The organism is Halomonas sp. MS1 (genome assembly GCF_024182575.1).
Taxonomy (GTDB): Bacteria; Pseudomonadota; Gammaproteobacteria; order Pseudomonadales; family Halomonadaceae; genus Vreelandella.
The window spans coordinates 2,801,685-2,822,820 of the sequence record NZ_CP098926.1 but is presented as its reverse complement, the minus strand read 5'-3'; the positions used below and the strand labels follow the sequence as shown (position 1 = coordinate 2,822,820).

Genomic DNA, 21,136 nt, shown 5'->3' with positions numbered 1-21,136 from the left:
TCAGCACCTCTCAAGGGTCGTTGTTGTTATGTCGGTTTGGTTGGCCTTAGCAAGCCACGCGCTTAAGTGCTGGCGTACAGCAGTCGCATCGTCCAAGGCCAGTAGTGCGGGAAGTTCATCTGCCAGTGCGGCAGCATTCAGGCAACGCAGGGCAGCTTTCACTGCAGGCACACGTGCAGGTTCTACAGAGAGTTCATCGACACCCAGCGCGACGAGCAGAAGCGCGACCCGCTCATCACCCGCGGCGGCACCGCAGACACCCACGGGGCAGTGTCCTTTCGCGCCGTCTACCGTCGCTTGAATCAGCCGCAGCACCGCGGGATGCAATACATCCGCTCGTGCGGTGAGCGCCGGGTCCTCACGGTCCATCGCCAGGGTGTACTGGGTTAAATCGTTGGTGCCGATTGACAGAAAGTCGGCTTCAACAGCGAGGCTTCTGGCGCACAGAGCAGCACTAGGCACCTCGATCATGGCACCAAGGCGCGGACGCGCATCGAGCCCCATTTCGCTGGCCAACGTCTCTAAGCGCTTGCGCACTTCGCGCAGCTCGCCAACCTCGGTCACCATCGGCAGCATGATATGTAACGTTTCCAACGGCGTAACGCCGAGTAGCGCTCGCAGCTGAGTCTCCAGCAGTTCAGGCTGGCTGGCCCACAAACGAGCGCCCCGCACGCCCAGCGCTGGGTTAGGTACTGACGGCAATCGCAGATAAGGAAGCTGCTTGTCTGCACCAATATCCAGGGTGCGAATAATCACAGGCTTGCCATCTAAGGCCTTCACAGCAGCCTGATACTCATCACGCTGAGTCGCCTCACTGGGGGCGCTATCTCGCTCAAGAAACAGGAACTCACTGCGCAGTAGGCCTACACCATCAGCACCCGACTCTGCCGCCAAACGCGCCTCTTCGGCGCCACCGATATTGGCGCTCTCGCCCGTCCAGAGTGATCGCTGGTTCATGCGCTAACGCTTGCGCTTGCTCAGCTTCATAACGGCGAGCATCAATGCGCTCTGCCACTTCCGCCCGTTGAGTAGCGCTAGGGCTCAACGCCAAGCGCCCATTTTCCGCATCTAGAATGACGCTCTCGTTTGTGGCGCTATTAGCAGCGTCGATTAGGCTCGCCCCCATGGCCACGAGGCAGGGAATACCTCGGGCGCGTGCCAAAATGGCCACATGAGAAGTGGTGCCCCCGCCCGCGAGACACAGCCCAGCAGGATGCTGGGTAGCAACGGCCACCAGCTCTGAGGGTGTCAGCTCATCAGCAACGACGACGGCCCCTTTAGGCAGCTCAGGAAGTGCCGCTTGCTGGTCGTCGCTTAGTTCCACCATCACACGGCGCTGCAAGTCGCGCAGATCTGCAACCCTGGCGGCAAGCAGCGCATTTCCGCTCGCCGCAAGCCTTTCGGCCTCGTCATCAAGCGCCTCACGCCAAGCTTGGCCAGCGCTGCGACCTTCACTAATGTGCTTACCTGCCGCTGCTGCCAAATCGGGATCATCGAGCCAGGCGCCATGGGCAGCAAAGATTTCCGCCTCGGCGCTCTGCCCCTGGCGCGTTGCTTGCGTTTCAGCGTTGGCTAACGCCTCGCCAACGCTTAACAGCGCCTTTTTCAAGCGAGCTGTCTCAACGGCTTCGCCCTCGCCCATCAAGGGCACGGCGGGTAGCGGCAATTGATAAGAGACAAGCGGACCGATGGCTAAACCAGGGCTAGCCACTAAGCCAGCCAGTTCGCCCTCTTTAAGTGCCACTGCGGTTAATGTAGACGACGCAGGTGCGCTATGTTCGTCGGCTTCAGGCGTGGTCAACAGACGCTCGGCGGCATCCAGCGCAACCTCAGCAGCCTCTCCCTGGGCCGTCAGTTTTAACGTTGCGCCTTCGGTCAGGCCCAAGTTCATTAATGCGCTAAGACTAGCGGCGCTAGCACTGGCAGCGTTGTCGCTTGAACCCTCCTGTTGCACCGTCAGATTAACGTTATGCTCGCGAGCAATAGCACGCAGTCGGGCAGCCGGTCGCGCATGCAGCCCCGATGCCAAGGCTAGGGTCACGCGGCGCTCAGCTAACGGCCCGTCAGTACGTGTATCGGATTGCTCAGTAGCCGTGCGGGTTAGTACCAGCAAAGGCTCACCAAGGGAAACCTGCTCACCCTCGCGGTGCTTCGACGGCAGTAATTGCCAACCAGCCGCTTCGGTGATCACCAATGGGGTAATCAGCGCACTTGCGCCCAGCGCTAACGCATCGGCATCGAAGCGGCACAGCGGGTCACCCGCGCGCACGTGATCACCTACGGCGACCAAAGGCTCAATACCTTTTCCGTTTAACTCAACCGTATCCAGGCCAAGGTGAAGCAGTAATTCAACACCCGCCTCGGTTCTCAAGGTGAACGCATGATGGGTACGCGCGCACTGCACCACTTCACCATCACAGGGAGCATGCAGGCATTCGCCCAGTGGATCGAGAGCAATGCCCTCTCCCAGGGTTAGGCTGGCAAAAACCGGATCGGGCACCGCTGTTAGGGGTACCACAACCCCCGCCACGGGGGCCCGCAGCGTTAATGACTGATTTGAATCTGACATGGGAGGACTCCCAAGATTGTTGTTATACGTTACAGGGTGCAGGTAACTTTATTGAGGTGCCGTGGGCGATCTGGATCGCTTCCCCGGGCCTCTGCAAGACCAGCCACCATTTGATAAAAGCTCTGAATCACCGACAGTGGCTGCAGAGCCTCATGACCAGCATCTACCAAGGTCAAATTGCGCTGTACCACGCTCTTGTCGGCAGCAAGGACGACTCGGGCGCCAACACTCTTGAGCCAATCGGTTAACTCCAGCAAACCAGCCTGTTCGGGCCCTGGTGGCGCGAATACCAACACCGGATAATCAGGGCCAATCAGCGCCATCGGACCATGGCGAACTTCGGCACCGCTAAAGGATTCCGCTTGAATCGCACAGGTTTCTTTAAACTTGAGCGCCGCTTCCTGAGCGACTGCAAGACCTGCTCCACGACCAATCACCATCATCTTGTCGGCATTTAGTAATGCCTCGATGGCTGGGGACCAATCCATCGCCAGGGCCTGGGTCAGGCGTTCTGGAAGTTGTTCCAAAGCAGTGAGTAGCAGGCGGTCTTCCTGCCAGTGGCCGATAAGCTGCGCCATGGCAGAAAGCGTGGCCAAGTAGCTTTTGGTGGCAGCGACACTTTTTTCTTCTCCCGCGTAGAGCGGAATTTCACTATCGCTGGCCGCGCCCAGAGGCGACTGCGGCGTATTGACTAACGCTATCGTTCGAGCCCCAGCGGCAGCGAGCGACTGCTGCATCGCCACTAGGTCAGGGCTTTGTCCAGATTGGGAAACCGCCAAGGATAATTGCCCTGTTAGTCGCCAAGGTGCCTTAGCCAGGGTAGTCAGCGAGGGAGGCAGCGAGGCCACCGGAATGCCTTTACGCTGCATACATTGGTAGGCGAAGTAGCTGGCGGCATGATCGGAACTGCCCCGCGCCACGGTGACTGCGGCAGTCGGCTCGGCAAGGCGCAAGCGTTCACCTAGTGCAGCAAGCAACGCGTGATTACGCTGCAACTGACCGCGAACACGTTCAGGGGCGTTGCGAGTTTCTTCAAGCATCAAAGACATTTAAGAGGCTCCTTGGGCGTTTCCACAGATATGACGGCCTTCGACATAGACCGCTTGGAGTTGAAGTTGGGGGTCAAGGATGACCAGATCCGCCAATGCGCCCTCTTGCAGGCGGCCAATGTCGTCGATCCCCAGGAAGTCGGCGGGGAAACGTGACAGGCGATCCGAGGCGTCCGCCAGGGTAAGACCGAGGCTAACGAAGTTACGTAACGCCTGATCCATGGTCAGCGTACTGCCTGCCAAAGTGCCGTCAGCCAAACGCACACCTCCCAGACATTTGGTGACGGTCTGCTCACCTAGACGGTAATCACCGTCTGGCATGCCTGCCGCTGCCGTGGAGTCGGTAACCGCGTAGAGATTAGGGATGCAACGTAAGGCGGCACGGATGGCACCAGGGTGTACATGCAGCAGATCAGGAATCACTTCGGCGTACTGCGCATGGGCGAGCGCTGCGCCGACCATTCCCGGTTTGCGGTGATGCAGTCCGGTCATGGCATTGAACAGATGCGTAAACCCGCAGGCACCATGAGCCAATGCCTCAACACCCTCTTCATAGCTGCCAAGCGTATGCCCAATCTGAACCCGCACGCCGCGCTCGCTGAGATGGCGAATTAATGCATAGTGGCCAGCTAACTCAGGGGCAAGTGTCAGTAAGCGGATGGGAGCCAAAGCACACAGCTCATCCACCCCCTCAATCACCCCATTACGCGCATAGGCGGGTTGAGCACCCAGCTTGCCGGGATTGATATAAGGACCTTCCAAATGGACGCCCAACACCTTGGCGGCGTCCGGCTCCTGCGCTTCCATATAGCGGGCGATATCGCCTAGCACCTGACGGATCCGCTCATCTGGCGCCGTCATGGTGGTAGCAAGCAAACGGGTAGTTCCAAAGCGCACATGGGTGCGCGCTAGGGTGGCAACAGCTGTGCCGCCCTCCATGGTGTCGGCACCACCACCACCATGCACATGCAAATCTATAAAGCCGGGAATAATGCGTGGATGGTCATTGGTATCAGGATCTACCGGATCGCCGTCAATGCGCTTAATACGCCCGTCTTCCCAGTGGATCTCGCCCAGGCGCCAGCCCTCAGAGGTGAGAATATTGCCAAACTGCATAAAACCTCCTAGCGGGTCATCTCGACCATAAAGTCGTAATAATCAGTGCGGCAGTAGGTAACGGTAAGCTCCGCCGGAGAGCCATCTGCGAGATAGCCTAGACGCGTCACTTTGAGCAACGCCTGGCCCTCAGGCACCTCAGCCAGCATGGCTAGTTCTGCGCTGGCATTGATAGCCGTCACATGCTGCAAAGCACGTGCTATGCCTCTGCCGCTGGCTTCCAACGTTGCATAAAGCGATGTATCGACCCGGAGAGGATCGGGCAGCACCGAGATGGGCAGGCAACTCTCTTCCACCGCCATTACCACTTCATCGGCTAAACGCAAACGCTTGAGACGCGCGACTTGAGCGTCAGCCCCCAGGCCAAGGCGCATGCTCTCTTCTGCACTGGGATTGGCCAGCTTGCGTTCCAACCAATGAGAACTCGGCGTAAACCCACGCTGGGTCAGCAGCTCGGTAAAACTAGCGAGCCGTGACAAGGACTGATTGAGGCGAGGGGCAATAAACGTGCCCGAGCCACGGTTACGGTGAATCAATCCAAGCTCTGCTAGGCGATCCAATGCCTTCCGCGCAGTGATGCGCGAAACCGCTAAGCTTTCAGCCAAATTGCGCTCCGAAGGCAACGCTTCGCCAGCTTGCCAAGCGCCCGTCTCAATGGCTTGTTCTAGTTGGCGCGCTAACTGCTGATAAAGCGGTGTCGCGCCCTGAGGATCAAGATGAAGCTGAGTAAAGCGTGGGTCCATGAGTGTCTACCAGTAGCGGCCATACCAATTAGATACCACTATAGACCCAATAAGATACCAATCAAATACCAATTAGATACAACTATGGTTGAATAGTGGCGTCCAGCCCGGCCAATAAGGCAATAAAGCGCGCACATAATTGAACGCAGATCATTGATAGTTCGGGGCCAAAGCGAACTTCAGGGTAACCACGATTGGCGCGGCCTTTGGGAATCCGTATAGTGGCAGGCTACTCTCGCCAACTGATTGAACACATGCTGCAAAACAACTCATTGCTTGCCCAGCTCAAGCAACAGATCCGTGACACCACTCCACGCGCTGAAGGGGTGATCAAAGCCACCGAAAAAGGCTTCGGTTTTCTTGAAACCGACAGCGGTGAATCTTATTTCGTGCCGCCCCCCGCCATGAAGCAAGTACTCCATGGCGATCGCGTCGAGGCGGTGATCCATGAAAACGGCGACAAAAAGTCCGTAGAGCCTGAGAAGCTGATCGAAGCTGGGCTTGACCGCTTTGTTGCCCGTGTTCAGAAGCGCGAAGACCGTTTAGCCGTTGTGCCCGACCATCCGTCGATTCGCAATGTGCTGAAGGCGCGCATAAAGAACAGCCTGGATGAAGCCACCATTGCTGATGGCGACTGGGTTGTCGCGCGGCTGGTACGCCACCCGCTGAAAGAGAACGATCGCGGCTTCTTCACGCAAATTGATGAGCTAGTGGCTAAGGCCGACGACCCCGCCGTTCCGTGGCGCGTCACCCTTGCCCGCCATGCGCTGGAACAAGAGTGCCCGGACGCAGGTACCGAGTGGCCACTGCATGATGAAGGGTTAACCCGTGAAGACCTCACGGCGCAGCCCTTCTTTACTATCGATGGCGAAAAAACCCGCGATATGGACGACGCGCTACACGTGGAAGCGCTGGAGAGCGGCGGTTGGCGGCTAAGCGTTGCGATCGCTGACCCAACGGCCTACGTCGAAGAGGGCCATGCGGCCGACCTTGAAGCGCGCACCCGTGCTTTTACGGTTTACTTACCCGGCCAAAATGTAACGATGTTGCCTGAACAGCTGGCCGATGACCTCTGCTCGCTATGGGAAGGTCAGGACCGCCCTGCCCTTGCCTGCTCGTTAGACATTAATGCCGACGGCAGCCTAGGTGACTACCGTTTCTTTGCGGCTAACGTAAAATCCCACGCCAAACTAGTCTATGACCGCGTTTCCGACTGGATTGACGGTCAAGGCGAGTGGGCTCCCGCTGACAATATCGCTGAACAGCTGAAAGCACTGCGCGATTTGACTGAGGCGCGCACCGCTTGGCGCAACGAACATGCGCTGGTGTTTAAAGATCGTCCTGATTACGTTTTCGACCTGGACGACGCGGGCAACGTCTTAGGCATTCGCACCGAAGATCGCCGCATTGCCAACCGTATGATTGAAGAATCGATGATTGCCGCTAACGCTTGCTGCGCGGATTTCCTCGCCAAACATATCGGTCACGGTATCTTTAATGTGCACCGCGCTTTTGAGCCTGAAAAAGCCGAATCTGCTCAAGAGTTCTTAGCCACTCAGGAGATTGAGGTTGCCCAGGAAGCGCTGACTGAGCTAGCTCACTACAAAGAGCTGAAGCGCGCTCTGGAAAGCCGTGATGATGCCTGGCTGGACGCGCGCCTGCGCCGCTTCCAAGGCTTTACCAGCATGTCAGCTCAACCTGGCCCGCACTTTGGTCTTGGATTACCGGCTTATGCCACCTGGACGTCGCCAATTCGTAAGTACGGCGATATGGTCAACCATCGTTTGATCAAGCGTGTGCTTAAAGGTGAACAGGCTCCGGCAGAAGCCAGCCAGCAGCTCACCGAGCAACTCACCGAGCGGCGGCGCCTGAACCGTATGGCCGAACGCGACGTAAAAGATTGGCTCTACGTTCGCTACTTAACGCCAGCGGCTCAAAACCAAGATGCCTTCGACGCAGAGGTCATGGCGATCAACCGTGGTGGTATGCGAGTACGCCTGTTGGAAAATGGTGCTACCGCCTTCGTACCCGCCCCGCTAATGCACAGCGATCGCGATAAAGTGGTCATTGATGATAAAGAGGGTCGCATTCAAATTGAAGGCGAAGAGCGCTACAAGCTGGGCGACAGCCTGCGCATTGCGCTAACAGAAGCCCGTGAGGAAACCCGCTCGCTGGTCGCCAAACCCACAGAATAACGTTACCTTGCACCGCCCACGCCACGGCATTGCCGTGGCGTTTTATTTTCCCGCCACCCATTAACTGTCGCAGAACTGACTTATTTCTTCCTTATGGTAATCCGATGACACCCTTGTAGTTCGGAGGTTACCTTGCACATCGCTGATGTGACCATGTTTCACGCCCCGGCAAGCGGCGGCGTTCGTACTTATCTGCAAGCTAAACACCGGGTGCTAGCGCACACGGCAAACCTACGCACTAGCCTGTTAGTGCCGGGAGCTGAGCGCGATAGCCTGGGTGACCACCACACCTTGCCAGCGCTACATCTCCCCTTGGGCCAGGGCTACCGCTTTCCGCTGAGAGGGTCACGCTGGCGCGATGCACTAATCGAGCTAAAACCTGATCTTATCGAGGCTGGCGACCCATATGTAACGGCATGGGCAGCCCTTGCCGCAGGCCAAACGCTTGGGGTACCGGTGGTCGGATTTTATCACTCAGATCTGCCGCGCTTAATGGGGGATCGCTTTGGCCGCTACGTAGAGAAACGCTTAACGCGCTACGTCAAAGACCTCTACTGCCAATTTGATAGCGTGCTGGCACCCTGTAACGCTATGGCTAATCGACTCAGGGAGTGGGGAGTCGATAACGTTCGCGTACAGCCATTAGGGGTCGATTTAAACCATTTTCACCCCCAGCAGCGAGACCCTGCTTTCCGCCAAGGGATGGGCATTCCCAGCGATAAAAAGCTGCTGATTTTTGTGGGTCGCAATTCCCGCGAGAAAAATATTGATGTGCTGCTGGCGACGATGCGCCAGCTCGGCAGTGATTACCATTTATTGCTGATGGGTCCCGGCATGCCCCATCAGGTGCCTAGCAATGTCACTGTCGTGGATCGCTGCTGCGGCGCACATGAAGTGGCCAAAGCACTCGCCAGTAGCGATGCCCTTCTGCATGCGGGTACCCGGGAAACCTTTGGCTTGATCGCTCAAGAAGCGATGGCCTGCGGTATTCCTATCGTGGGTGCCAGGGCCGGTGCGCTGGCTGAAAATGTGCCATTAGGCGCCGGCATTCTGTGTCAGCCACTCGACCCGGATGCCATGGCCGAGGCATGCACAGCCTTGTTCAGTAATGACATCGCCGCCAGCGGGCGTTATGCCCGTCATTTTGTCGAACGCCAGTTCAGTTGGGATAGCGTTATCCAGTCTCTTCTTGAGCACTACATCGACCTTTGCAACATTGAACGGCCCAATGCCCTCGCCCACCACCACTAAGCCCCAACGATTACTGCGTTTTCGCCCACTGCATGGTTTTCTACTAGCGGGGGCACTCTTGGCCCCGCTAGTGCTTACCACTTGGCTGGGCGGTGCTGAGGCGCTGCAGCGTATTAAACATTTTCCATTGGCGTTATTGCTGTTGATGCTGGTGTTAGCGTTTCTGTGTTGGAACCTGAATGCAACAAGACTGCGGCTAATGTTAGGTGGCCGCGCAGGGCAACTTGGCCAACGTGGTGCGCTGGGCATCGAGCTGGCATCAAAGTTTGCATTGTGCGCTACGCCTGGAGGGAGTGGAGGACCAGCCACTCTACTTATCCTGCTTGCACGACGCGGCTTTCCTCCTGCCAAAGGGGCAGCGGTGTTTTTGATTGACCAAGGCTGTGACTTGCTGTTCTTCCTTACCATGCTGAGCGGTTTGGTGCTCTTCTCTCTGGCCAGCGATACCCAGTGGCCGCATCAGTCACTAGTACAGTGGTCACTGGTCGGTTTAGCATTTATGGCGACGCTGGTCAGTGGTGTGATGTGTTATTTACCCAGCCTGCTGCGTGCAGGTGGCGTTATAACGACATGGCCAAGCCGTTACCGACGGCGCTGGATAGTAAGGCGCTTATTACGATGCCGATATGCGCTCAAGGTCACACTCGCGCTGCCTTTTACGACGCTGCTCGCGATGATGATGCTTACCGCAGCGCATTGGCTAATGCGCTATAGCTTGCTCTATGTCGCGGTGCTGGGCGTGGGCGGCCATGCCGATTGGATGTGGACGTTTTTAACCCAGATGCTGGCCATGGCGGCCAGCCAGCTGAGCTTTCTTCCTGGCGGAGCAGGTGCCGCCGAAGTGGGCGTTGGCAGTTTGTTGCTACCCTTGATGGAACGCGAGCAGGCCGCAGCAGCCGTCTTAGTATGGCGTCTGGTGAGCTACCACCTCTATTTAGCGGTGGGGGCACCACTATTTATTCTGTACAGCTACCGAATGCTAAACAGAAAATCCGATAATAAAACGCCGGCAAAATAACCGTACACCAACGAATAAGGGCGCCCCGAGGGGCGCCCTTATCGCGTGCGACTAGAGGTCGATAGCTTACCAGCCAGTGACTTCTTTCAGTGCATCGCCGATTTCAGCCAGAGAACGCACGGTTTTAACACCGGCATCTTCCAGGGCAGCAAACTTCTCATCCGCAGTACCTTTGCCGCCAGAGATGATTGCGCCCGCATGGCCCATACGCTTGCCAGGAGGTGCAGTGACACCGGCAATGTAGGAAACCACAGGCTTAGAAACGTTGGCTTTGATGTAAGCCGCTGCTTCTTCTTCAGCCGTACCACCGATTTCACCGATCATCACGATCGCTTCGGTTTTTGGGTCTTTCTCGAACATTTCAAGAATGTCGATAAAGTTAGAACCCGGAATCGGGTCACCACCGATGCCTACACAGGTAGACTGACCGAAACCATGGTCAGTTGTCTGCTTAACGGCTTCGTAAGTCAGGGTGCCTGAACGCGACACGATACCGACTTTACCCGGCTGGTGAATGTGGCCCGGCATGATGCCAATTTTACATTCGCCAGGCGTGATAACACCTGGGCAGTTCGGGCCGATCAGACGCACGCCCAGCTCGTCACATTTTACTTTTGCTTCGAGCATGTCTAGCGTCGCGATACCTTCGGTGATGCACACGATCAGTTTGATGCCAGCGTTAGCAGCTTCAAGAATCGAGTCTTTACAGAACGGTGCCGGAACGTAGATCACGCTGGCTTCCGCGCCGGTTTTCTCAACCGCTTCTTTCACGGTGTTGAAAACGGGCAGGCCCAGGTGCGTCTGGCCGCCTTTGCCCGGCGTAACACCACCGACCATTTGCGTGCCATAGGCAATCGCCTGTTCGGAGTGGAACGTGCCCTGGCCACCCGTGAAACCTTGGCAGATGACCTTGGTGTTCTTATCGATCAGGATGCTCATTACTTGCCCTCCGCTGCTTTTACAACCTGCTGAGCCGCGTCGGTCAGACTGGTAGCAGCGATGATGTTCAGACCGCTAGACGCCAGTTTTTCAGCGCCCAATTCAGCGTTGTTACCTTCCAGACGCACAACCACTGGAACGTTAACACCAACTTGTTCAACAGCACCGATGATGCCTTCAGCAATCATGTCGCAACGAACGATACCGCCGAAGATGTTCACCAGAACCGCTTTGACGTTGTCGTCAGACAGGATGATCTTGAACGCTTCTGCAACGCGCTCTTTGGTCGCGCCGCCACCAACGTCCAGGAAGTTAGCAGGCTTGCCGCCACTCAGGTTGACGATGTCCATGGTGCCCATGGCCAGGCCAGCACCGTTAACCATGCAGCCGATGTTGCCATCAAGCGCTACATAGTTCAGTTCCCACTTCGCTGCATCAGCTTCACGCTGATCTTCCTGGGAAGGATCGCGCATCGCTTGAAGGTCTGGATGACGGTACAGCGCGTTGCTGTCGAGCCCCAGTTTTGCGTCGAGGCAGTGCAGATTGCCTTCGTCGGTAATAACCAGCGGGTTAATTTCTAACAGTGCCAGATCTTTGTCATGGAACAGCTTAGAAAGGCCCAGGAAGATCTTGGTGAACTGCTTGATCTGATCGCCTTTCAGGCCCAGAGCAAATGCCAGCTCACGCGCTTGGTAGGGCTGTGCGCCGACCAGCGGATCGATTTCAGCTTTCAAAATCTTTTCTGGCGTTTCTTCTGCAACGGTCTCGATTTCAACACCGCCTTCGGTAGAGGCCATGAAGACCACGCGACGGGTGGTGCGATCGACGACGGCGCCGAGATACAGCTCGTCAGCGATGTCGGTGCAAGTCTCAACCAAAATTTTAGCAACCGGCTGACCTTTTTCGTCAGTCTGGAAGGTGACCAGGTTCTTACCTAACCACTGCTCGGCGAAAGCTTTTGCTTCAGCCGGATCTTTAATCAGCTTAACGCCACCCGCTTTACCGCGGCCGCCAGCGTGAACCTGGGCTTTAACCACCCACATGTCACCGCCGATCTTTTTGCACGCTTCTTCAGCTTCTTCGGGAGTGTCCACGGCAAAGCCTTTAGACACTGGTAGACCATAATCAGCAAACAGCTGTTTGCCTTGATACTCGTGAAGGTTCATCGATTCATGCCATTGGTTGCATGTGACTCGAACGATGACCCGCTGCTTTAAAAGAGCGGGGCATCCCCGTACCTTCGTCCCCGCTGATTTCTCACAGAGCCGAAAGTGTTGCGCCACCTGACGGTGGCGCTTGGTTGTTGCTTAGCGAATTACTTGCGCTTCTTACGGTTAGCCATATGAATGGCATGGCCGTCTACCGCAAGAGCGGCTTCATGCACAGCTTCCGACATAGTCGGGTGTGCATAGCAGGTCAGAGCTAGGTCTTCAGCGCTAGAGCCGAATTCCATTGCAATCACGCCCTGGGCAATCATCTCACCCGCGTGCTGACCAACAATATGCATGCCGAGAATACGGTCAGTTTCCGCATCGGCGATAATCTTGGCGCTACCCTCGGTGGCGTTATTCGCCATCGCACGACCACTTGCCGCGAACGGGAAGCTACCAGTCTTAACTTCAATACCTTTCGCTTTGGCATCTTGCTCAGTCATACCGACCCAAGCGACTTCCGGGAACGTGTAGATCACGTTCGGAATCGTGTCGTAGTTCATCTCGGCTTTGTGGCCAGCGATGATATCAGCGACCATGATGCCTTCTTCAGATGCTTTGTGCGCCAGCATGGGGCCACGCACACAGTCACCAATAGCATAAACACCGGGTACGTTTGTGCGGCACTGGTCATCAACAAAGATAAAACCGCGTTCGTCCAGTTCAACGCTCACACCATCGGCAATCACACCCTTGGTGTACGGACGGCGACCAACGCAAACAATCAGTTTGTCGAAGGTCATTTCCTGTTCGCCATTGGCATCGGTGTACTTAACGATGACTTCATCGCCATTGGATTCCGAGCCTGTTACGCGGGCGCCCAGTTTAATATCCAGCCCCTGCTTTTTGAGCAGTTTCTGTGTTTCTTTTGCGATCGCCGTATCGACCATCGGCAAGAAGCTATCCATCGCTTCCAGAACAGTAACTTCAGAACCTAAGCGGTTCCAAACGCTACCCAGCTCTAGGCCGATAACGCCAGCACCAATAACGCCTAAACGCTTCGGCGTTTCCTGGAATTCCAGCGCGCCGGTAGAGTCAACAATCAAGCCTTCGGTTAGCGGCGTCGGTGGAATTTCAACCGGCACGGAACCTGCAGCAACAACGATGTTATCAGCGTCGTAAGTGGTGGTATTGCCGTCTAGATCGGTCACTTCGACTTGCTTACCGGAAACCACTTTACCGGTGCCCTCAATAGCCGTAACACCATTGGCTTTAAATAAGCCAGAGATGCCGCCGGTCAAGTTCTTAACGATCTTGTCCTTGCGAGCCATCATTTTTTTGACGTCCATCGTGACGTCACCGGCATTAATACCCATGTCGTCGAAATCGTGCTTGGCTTCGACGAACTTGTGCGAGGCTTCAAGCAACGCTTTAGACGGGATACAGCCGACGTTCAAACACGTACCGCCGTGAACGACGTTGCCTTCTTTACCAATCCATTTTTCAACACAGGCGGCCTTCAGGCCCAGCTGCGCAGCGCGGATAGCCGCTACGTAGCCACCAGGACCTGCACCGATAACGATCACATCAAACTTGTCAGCCATGTTGGCTCCTTTAGCTTGGTTGCCTCCCCCCGTTTGAACTTAAAACGGGCAGGAGGCAAGGTGCGATTGCATTAGAACGCTAATACAGCAGAGGAGGCGGATCAGCGCGCTCCGTTATACGTCCAGCAGCAAGCGAGCCGGGTCTTCCAGCAGCTCTTTAATAGTAACCAAGAATCGTACCGCATCTTTACCATCAATCATGCGGTGGTCGTAGGACAGCGCCAGATACATCATCGGGCGAATCTCGACCTTACCATTCACAGCCATTGGACGATCCTGGATTTTATGCATACCCAGGATAGCGGTTTGAGGTGGATTGATAATCGGGGTCGACATCAAAGAACCAAAGGTACCGCCGTTAGTGATAGTGAAGGTGCCACCGATCATGTCATCCATGCCCAGCTTACCGTCACGACCACGCTTACCGAAATCAACAATCGTGCGCTCAACGTCGGCAATTTTCATGCTATCGGTATCACGTAGCACCGGTACCACCAGGCCACGATCCGTTGATACCGCAACGCCGATATCTTGATAACCGTGGTAAACGATATCGGTACCATCAATAGAGGCGTTAACATCCGGGAAGCGCTTGAGTGCTTCAGAAGCCGCTTTTACAAAGAAGCCCATAAAGCCCAGTTTAATATCGTGGGTTTTCTGGAACGTATCTTTGTACTGCGCACGAAGCGCCATGATTTCAGTCATGTCCACTTCGTTATAAGTGGTCAGCATGGCAGCCGTTTGCTGCGCCTGAACCAGACGCTTAGCAATGGTTTGACGCAGACGCGTCATCGGAACGCGCTTCTCGACGCGATCACCTTCCACTGCCGGTGCGGCGGCAGCTGCTTTCGCCGGCGCTGAAGATTTCGCTGCTTTTTTGGCAGAACCATCTTTCACGGCTTTTTGCACGTCTTCTTTCAAGATGCGGCCACCTTTGCCGGTGCCCTCAATCTTGGCAACATCCAAATCATGCTCAGCAACCATCTTGCGTGCCGCCGGCGCTAGGATCTTATCGCCGACCTTCTCATCAGCGCCTTCATCATCGCTACCCGCAGCACTTGAAGCAGAGGCACTGCTGCTCTCTTCACCGGCGCCACCAGCACCTTCGGTAAAGATGGCCAGAACCGCTTCGGATTCAACCTGACTGCCTTCTTCGGCTTTAATTTCTGCCAGTGCGCCGTCGGCAGGTGCGACAACTTCGAGCACTACCTTGTCGGTTTCGATGTCGGCTAACACTTCATCGCGTTTAACCGCTTCACCAACCTTCTTGTGCCACGTTGCCACGGTGCCTTCCTGGATAGATTCAGGGAAGCTTGGGGCTTTTACGTCATGTTGCTTACCACCGCCGTTACCGCCGCTGGCTTTTTTCTCTTCACTTTTCTCAGCAGGCTTTTTAGCACTAGCATCATCAGAAGATGTATCTTCTTTGCCACTTGCTGCGCTGCCTTCACCGATTTTGCCTAACACTTGCTCTGACTCAACGGTATCGCCTTCTTCTGCCATCACGTCAGTCAGGGTACCCGCTTCCGGTGCGACGACTTCTAGCACCACTTTGTCGGTTTCGATTTCAACAATCAGCTCGTCACGTTCGACGCTGTCACCCGGCTTTTTATGCCACGCAGCCACAGTGCCTTCGGCAACGGATTCCGGAAAGGTTGGCGCTTTGATATCAGTAGCCATGTCGTTTCCCTTATATGTTCTCTAAACCCGGTGGGCGCTTATAGGTTAAAAGCGTCTTCCACCAGCTGGCGCTGCTGTTCAGTGTGGACGGACATATAGCCCGCTGCCGGTGCGGCAGAGGCAGGACGTCCTGCAAATTTCAAATCACGTCCGAGACCATCTTTCAGCATATCGGCGACGGCGCGCATGTGGTGCTGACTTGAGTACCAAGCGCCCTGGTTTAGCGGCTCTTCCTGGCACCACACGATGTCTTCCACATTGGCATACGCCTGGAGCACTTCCAGAAGTTCTTCTTTCGGGAAGGGGTAGAGTTGCTCGAGACGAATAATCGCCGTGTCATCACGCTCGTTTTCTGCACGCCAGTTGGCTAGGTCGTAGTACACCTTACCGGCACACATAATAACGCGAGTCACCTTTTCTGCCTCAAGATTCGCCTGATCCGGTAGCACCATGTAGAACTTGCCGTGAGCAAGATCTTCTAGGCTAGATACCGCTTCTTTGTGGCGCAGTAGCGACTTCGGCGACATGATTACCAGTGGCTTACGCAACGGACGAATGACTTGACGTCGCATCAGATGATAAATCTGTGCGGGCGTCGTCGGCACACACACCTGCATGTTGTGCTCAGCGCACAGCTGCAAGAAGCGCTCTAACCGCGCGGAGGAGTGCTCTGGCCCCTGACCTTCATAGCCGTGCGGCAACAGCATGGTCAGTCCACACAGTCGTCCCCACTTGGTCTCACCAGAAGAGATAAACTGGTCAACCACGACTTGGGCACCGTTGAAGAAGTCACCAAACTGGGCTTCCCAAATGACTAAGTCACCCGGCGCTGTCGTGGAGTAGCCGTACTCAAACGCCAGCACCGCTTCTTCCGATAGGAAAGAGTCGTGAATGGTAAAGCGCGGCTGACCGTCTGACATATTCTGCAGCGGTACGTACGTAGAACCATCTTTCTGGTTATGGATAACCGCATGACGGTGAGAGAACGTCCCACGACCAACATCCTGACCGGTAATACGAATCGGATGCCCTTGATCAAGCAGCGTGGCATACGCTAGCGTTTCAGCGAAGCCCCAGTTAAGCCCCATGCCGCCCGCCTGCATTTTGCGACGGTCTTCATAGATTTTAGCGACTTGGCGCTGTACTTCGACGCCATCAGGAACCTCACACATTCTCGCAGCCAGCTGCTGCAGACGCTTCATATCGAAGGTAGTGTCTGCATTACCGGTCCACTCATGCCCCAGGTAAGGTGCCCAGTCCACAAAGAGTGATGTATTAGGCTCCTGCACCAAGGCATTAGCTACGTGATTGCCTGCCACAAGATCATCGCGGTAGGTTTCAACCATTGCCTTAGCGTCTTCTTCTGACAATACGCCCTGTTCGACCAGACGCTTCGCATAGAGTGAACGCGAAGAAGGATGATCTTTAATCTTGGCGTACATCATCGGCTGGGTACCCGATGGCTCGTCGGCCTCGTTGTGGCCGCGGCGGCGGTAGCACACCAGATCAATAACAACGTCTTTCTTAAACTGTTGCCGGTAATCCAACGCCACTTGGGTCGCATGGATAACCGCATCAGGATCATCGCCGTTAACATGGAAAATCGGCGCCTGAACCATCTTAGCGATGTCAGTACAGTATTCGGTGGATCGCGCGTCCAAGGGGTTCGACGTCGTAAAGCCCACCTGGTTGTTAATCACGATGTGTACTGTGCCACCGGTTTTATAGGCACGGGTTTGAGACATCTGGAATGTCTCCATGACCACGCCCTGACCAGCAAACGCTGCATCGCCATGAACGTTGATTGGCAGAACTTTGCTGCCCTCTTCATCATTACGGCGATCTTGACGTGCGCGTACCGAGCCTTCTACTACCGGCGCAACAATTTCCAAATGCGACGGGTTAAACGACATTGCCAAGTGAACTTCGCCACCAGGCGACATGACGTTAGAGCTGAAGCCTTGGTGATATTTCACATCACCAGAACCACGCTCGATCACCTTTTTACCGTCGAACTCGTCGATCAATTCAGCGGGATTTTTGCCCAGAATATTAACCAACAGGTTCAAACGGCCACGGTGAGCCATGCCAATAACAACTTCTTTAGTGCCATAGCCACCGGAGCGCTGAATCAACTCGTCCATCATCGGAACAAATGATTCACCACCTTCAAGACCGAAGCGTTTGGTGCCTGGATATTTAGACGCTAGGTAATTTTCCAAACCTTCGGCAGCGGTAAGACGCTCAAGCACATGCTTACGCACATCGTTGCTGAATTTCGGCGCACTGCGCACCGATTCAAAACGCCGTTGCAACCAACGTTTCTCTTCGGTATCAACAATGTGCATGATCTCGCAACCGATAGAGCGACAATAAGTCTGCTCCAGCGCGTCAACGATCTCACGCAACGGTGCTTTATCAATACCTAGAAAAAACGAACCGGTCTGGAACTCGGTATCAAGATCAGCTTTGGAAAGCTGATGAAATGACAGATCGAGGTCTGGGACGGGGGTGGGATTACGCAGTCCTAGCGGGTCGATATTGGCCTTCTGATGGCCACGAAAGCGGTATGCGTTAATCAGCTGCAGGACTTTTACCTGCTTTTTATTCTCACCGCTATCGGAGGCGGCGGCTACCCGGCCTGGGCGACTTTCACGACCCAGTTGGTAGAACTGATCACGAGTGGGGCTTAGTGGAACATCGTGGGAGGCACTGCCCTCAGAACGAGGCAACTGATCAAAATAGCTGCGCCATTCATCTGAGACAGAATCAGGATCGGCGAGGTACTGCTCATAAAGCGCTTCCACGTAGTGGACATTGCCACCACTAACGTGAGAGGAACGCCACATCAACTCCATTATGCCTTGTTGCATCTCTCGGTCACCCTGCACTGATGGGGTGGTATCGGTATCGCTGCAATCGCGCAACGACATCGCTATTGCCCTGCCGGCGGGGCGGGACATATGCCGGCGGCGCCGACCGAAGGCCGGAAGCCCTATTCATACTAGCTGTAAGTACTACATTTTCACTACGTACCACTTCAGTACGCTCTATTTCACTACGTACTATTATACCTTCGTCTACTTACTACGTTAATACGAAGGCTTCTTTTATCTAGTCATACTCAATCAGTTCATGCTCAAAAGCCGGTACTTGCGGCACCGGCTTTTAAACTTGACTGGTTAGATGGTGCGACGCGTCGCCGCACCACCTAACGCCCCTATGATAACAAGCGAAGCGCCACGATTTAAGTGGCTTTGTGCAGCAACTTACGTAGCGATCGCATTTTTTTCATAGGATTAGGCGTTTACGTCGCATCAGCCAACAACATTTCACGAATTTTACCAATTGCACGGGTCGGATTTAGTCCTTTTGGACAAACCGCAACGCAATTCATGATGCCGCGGCAACGGAACACGGAGAACGGATCTTCCAGGCTGGTAAGACGTTCGCGGGTAGCCGTGTCACGTGTATCCGCAAGAAAGCGATAAGACTGAAGCAAACCAGCCGGACCGACAAACTTGTCTGGATTCCACCAGAACGATGGGCATGACGTAGAGCAGCATGCACAAAGAATACACTCATACAGGCCATCTAGCTTGTCGCGCTCTTCTGGTGATTGCAGACGCTCAATCGCCGGTGCAGGCTCATCGTTCTGCAAGTACGGCTGAATGCGCTCGTACTGCTTATAGAACAGCCCCATATCCACAACCATATCGCGGATAACCGGCAGACCCGGCAACGGGCGCAAGGTCAGTTTATTGCCTTTCACAACATCTGACAGCGGCGTAATACATGCCAAGCCGTTTTTACCGTTCATGTTCATGCCATCGGAACCGCATACGCCCTCACGGCAGCTGCGACGGAACGCAAGTCCGCTATCCTGCTCTTTCATCAGATGCAGAACATCCAGCACCATCAGATCGCGGTCTTTGGTATCGACCTGGAACTCCTGCATATAGGGCGCGGAGTCGGTTTCCGGATTGTAGCGGTATACGGATACCTGAAGGTTAGACATGGTGACTCCCTCTCGTCAGTGCAGAGATTAGTAGGTGCGAACCTTAGGCTCGAATGTATCAACAGTTTTCGGCTTGAAGTTAACGTCGCGCTTCTTCAGCTCTTTCGTGGCCGGGAAGTAAAGCGAGTGCTTCAGCCAGTTGACATCATCACGGTCAGGATAGTCGTAGCGCGAGTGCGCACCACGGCTCTCATTACGCTCAAGGGCAGCAATCGCCGTTGCTTCTGCCACTTCCATTAGGTTATCAAGTTCTAAAGCTTCAACACGCGCCGTGTTGAACGCATTGGACTTGTCAGGCAGGTGCGCATTGGCAATTCGGCTGCGCAGATCCGCCAGTTTCTTGACACCTTCCTGCATATTCTTCTCTTCACGGAATACACCGAAAGAGGTCTGCATGATGTCTTGAAGCTCAGCTTTAAGCTCAGGAATGCTCTCACCACCTTCCGATTCATTCCAGCGCGTAATACGTTTCATCGCTGATTCGATATCAGATTCAGAAGCATCCAGGTAATCAATACCTTCGTTCAGCGCGCCTTCAATAAACATACCCGCCGCACGACCGAAGACCACCAGATCCAGCAGTGAGTTACCGCCCAAGCGGTTAGCACCGTGAACCGATACACACGCCGCTTCACCACAAGCAAACAAACCGTTAACGATATGATCGTTGCCGCTTTCGTCCTGGGTAATTGCCTGACCATGAATATTGGTCGGAATACCGCCCATCATGTAGTGACATGTAGGCACAACAGGAATCGGATCTTTAGCAGGATCAACGTGAGCAAACGTTTTCGACAGCTCAACGATACCCGGCAGGCGTTTACCAAGAACTTCTTCGCCCAGGTGATCAAGCTTCAAGAAGACGTGATCGCCCTTCTCGCCACAACCACGACCTTCCAGAATTTCCATGACCATTGAGCGAGCAACAACGTCACGGCCTGCCAAGTCTTTGGCGTTCGGCGCATAACGTTCCATGAAGCGTTCGCCATCTTTATTGATCAGGTAACCACCCTCACCACGGCAACCTTCAGTGACCAGCGTACCCGCACCATAAATACCGGTCGGGTGGAACTGCCACATTTCCATGTCCTGCATCGGGAAGCCAGCACGTAGCGCCATACCGATACCATCGCCAGTATTGATCAAGGCATTAGTAGTAGAGGCGTAGATACGACCTGCACCACCCGTGGCCAGAACAGTGGCTTTCGATTTAACGTGGACAACTTCGCCAGTTTCGATGCACATGGCGATACAACCCACCACATCACCGTTGCTGTTTTTCACCAGATCTACCGCGTACCACTCATTCAAGAACGTGGTGTTGTTCTTGAGGTTGTTTTGGTAGAGCGTGTGAAGCAGTGCGTGGCCAGTACGGTCAGCGGCTGCACAGGTACGTGCCGCCTGACCGCCTTCGCCGAAGTTTTTCGACTGGCCACCAAACGGACGCTGATAAATACGGCCATTATCAAAGCGCGAGAACGGCAGCCCCATGTGCTCAAGTTCAAACACCGCTTTCGGGCCTTCTGAACACATGTACTCAGCTGCGTCTTGGTCGGCAATGTAGTCGCCGCCTTTAACAGTGTCGTACATGTGCCAGCGCCAATCATCGTTCGGATCTGACGATGCGATGGCGCAAGTAATACCACCCTGGGCAGAAACCGTGTGAGAGCGTGTCGGGAACACTTTGGACAGTACGGCTGTCTTTTTACCAGATTTGGCAAGTTCTAAAGCAGCACGCAAGCCAGAGCCACCGCCACCGATGATAATGGCGTCAAATGTCAGGCTACGAAGGTTAGACATGTA

Annotated in this window: 15 protein-coding genes; 3 read left to right on the top strand and 12 right to left on the bottom strand. The window is 55.0% G+C overall.

Annotated elements, in window-relative coordinates; translation table 11 throughout:
• From NF683_RS12810 to NF683_RS12790, 5 genes are read right to left on the bottom strand one after another with little or no spacing between them, the layout of a single operon-like run.
• Complete coding sequence (locus NF683_RS12810) at positions 1-957, bottom strand: putative PEP-binding protein (protein ID WP_253920176.1); 957 nt, start codon at positions 955-957, stop codon at positions 1-3.
• Positions 872-2,569, bottom strand: a complete 1,698-nt coding sequence (locus NF683_RS12805) for a glucose PTS transporter subunit IIA (RefSeq protein ID WP_253920175.1) — start codon at positions 2,567-2,569, stop codon at positions 872-874. Before NF683_RS12805 ends, NF683_RS12810 begins: the two co-directional genes overlap by 86 nt.
• Positions 2,570-2,598: 29 nt before the next feature.
• Positions 2,599-3,618 carry an SIS domain-containing protein gene (locus tag NF683_RS12800; RefSeq protein ID WP_089038760.1) on the bottom strand — a complete coding sequence of 340 codons (1,020 nt, stop codon included), beginning with the start codon at positions 3,616-3,618 and terminating at the stop codon, positions 2,599-2,601.
• Positions 3,619-4,734: an N-acetylglucosamine-6-phosphate deacetylase gene (nagA, locus tag NF683_RS12795; protein WP_089038761.1), complete on the bottom strand. Its 1,116-nt coding sequence runs from the start codon at positions 4,732-4,734 to the stop codon at positions 3,619-3,621.
• An 8-nt stretch (positions 4,735-4,742) separates the two neighbouring features.
• Positions 4,743-5,477 (bottom strand): GntR family transcriptional regulator, encoded by a 735-nt coding sequence (locus NF683_RS12790; RefSeq protein WP_253920174.1) that lies wholly within the window; start codon positions 5,475-5,477, stop codon positions 4,743-4,745.
• 254 nt (positions 5,478-5,731) lie between these two features.
• Here NF683_RS12790 and NF683_RS12785 point away from each other — a divergent pair, with 254 nt between their 5' ends.
• The 3 genes from NF683_RS12785 to NF683_RS12775 all read left to right on the top strand — a co-directional run bounded on the left by NF683_RS12785 (position 5,732) and on the right by NF683_RS12775 (position 9,941).
• Entirely contained in the window at positions 5,732-7,672 is a 1,941-nt protein-coding gene (locus tag NF683_RS12785; protein ID WP_253921900.1) for an exoribonuclease II, read from the top strand.
• Between the two features lie 132 nt (positions 7,673-7,804).
• Positions 7,805-8,923, top strand: a complete 1,119-nt coding sequence (locus NF683_RS12780) for a glycosyltransferase family 4 protein (RefSeq protein WP_253920173.1) — start codon at positions 7,805-7,807, stop codon at positions 8,921-8,923.
• Positions 8,901-9,941, top strand: coding sequence for a lysylphosphatidylglycerol synthase transmembrane domain-containing protein (locus NF683_RS12775; RefSeq protein WP_253920172.1), 1,041 nt, complete (start codon positions 8,901-8,903; stop codon positions 9,939-9,941). Before NF683_RS12780 ends, NF683_RS12775 begins: the two co-directional genes overlap by 23 nt.
• Positions 9,942-10,007: 66 nt before the next feature.
• Here NF683_RS12775 and sucD read toward each other — a convergent pair whose 3' ends face one another.
• The 7 genes from sucD to sdhA form a co-directional block, all read right to left on the bottom strand.
• Entirely contained in the window at positions 10,008-10,880 is an 873-nt protein-coding gene (sucD, locus tag NF683_RS12770) for a succinate--CoA ligase subunit alpha (protein ID WP_009722518.1), read from the bottom strand.
• Positions 10,880-12,046 carry an ADP-forming succinate--CoA ligase subunit beta gene (sucC, locus tag NF683_RS12765; RefSeq protein ID WP_009722517.1) on the bottom strand — a complete coding sequence of 389 codons (1,167 nt, stop codon included), beginning with the start codon at positions 12,044-12,046 and terminating at the stop codon, positions 10,880-10,882. The genes sucD and sucC overlap by 1 nt, the downstream gene beginning before the upstream one ends.
• A gap of 149 nt (positions 12,047-12,195) precedes the next feature.
• Positions 12,196-13,635 carry a dihydrolipoyl dehydrogenase gene (lpdA, locus tag NF683_RS12760; RefSeq protein ID WP_089038765.1) on the bottom strand — a complete coding sequence of 480 codons (1,440 nt, stop codon included), beginning with the start codon at positions 13,633-13,635 and terminating at the stop codon, positions 12,196-12,198.
• A gap of 114 nt (positions 13,636-13,749) precedes the next feature.
• Complete coding sequence (gene odhB / locus NF683_RS12755) at positions 13,750-15,315, bottom strand: 2-oxoglutarate dehydrogenase complex dihydrolipoyllysine-residue succinyltransferase (protein ID WP_089038766.1); 1,566 nt, start codon at positions 15,313-15,315, stop codon at positions 13,750-13,752.
• 38 nt (positions 15,316-15,353) lie between these two features.
• Positions 15,354-18,188, bottom strand: a complete 2,835-nt coding sequence (locus NF683_RS12750) for a 2-oxoglutarate dehydrogenase E1 component (protein WP_253921899.1) — start codon at positions 18,186-18,188, stop codon at positions 15,354-15,356.
• A gap of 434 nt (positions 18,189-18,622) precedes the next feature.
• Entirely contained in the window at positions 18,623-19,333 is a 711-nt protein-coding gene (locus tag NF683_RS12745; protein WP_253920171.1) for a succinate dehydrogenase iron-sulfur subunit, read from the bottom strand.
• A 27-nt stretch (positions 19,334-19,360) separates the two neighbouring features.
• The gene (gene sdhA / locus NF683_RS12740) at positions 19,361-21,133 is read right to left on the bottom strand and encodes a succinate dehydrogenase flavoprotein subunit (RefSeq protein WP_009722512.1); all 1,773 of its coding nucleotides are present in this window, start codon (positions 21,131-21,133) and stop codon (positions 19,361-19,363) included.
• Positions 21,134-21,136: the final 3 nt, after the last annotated feature.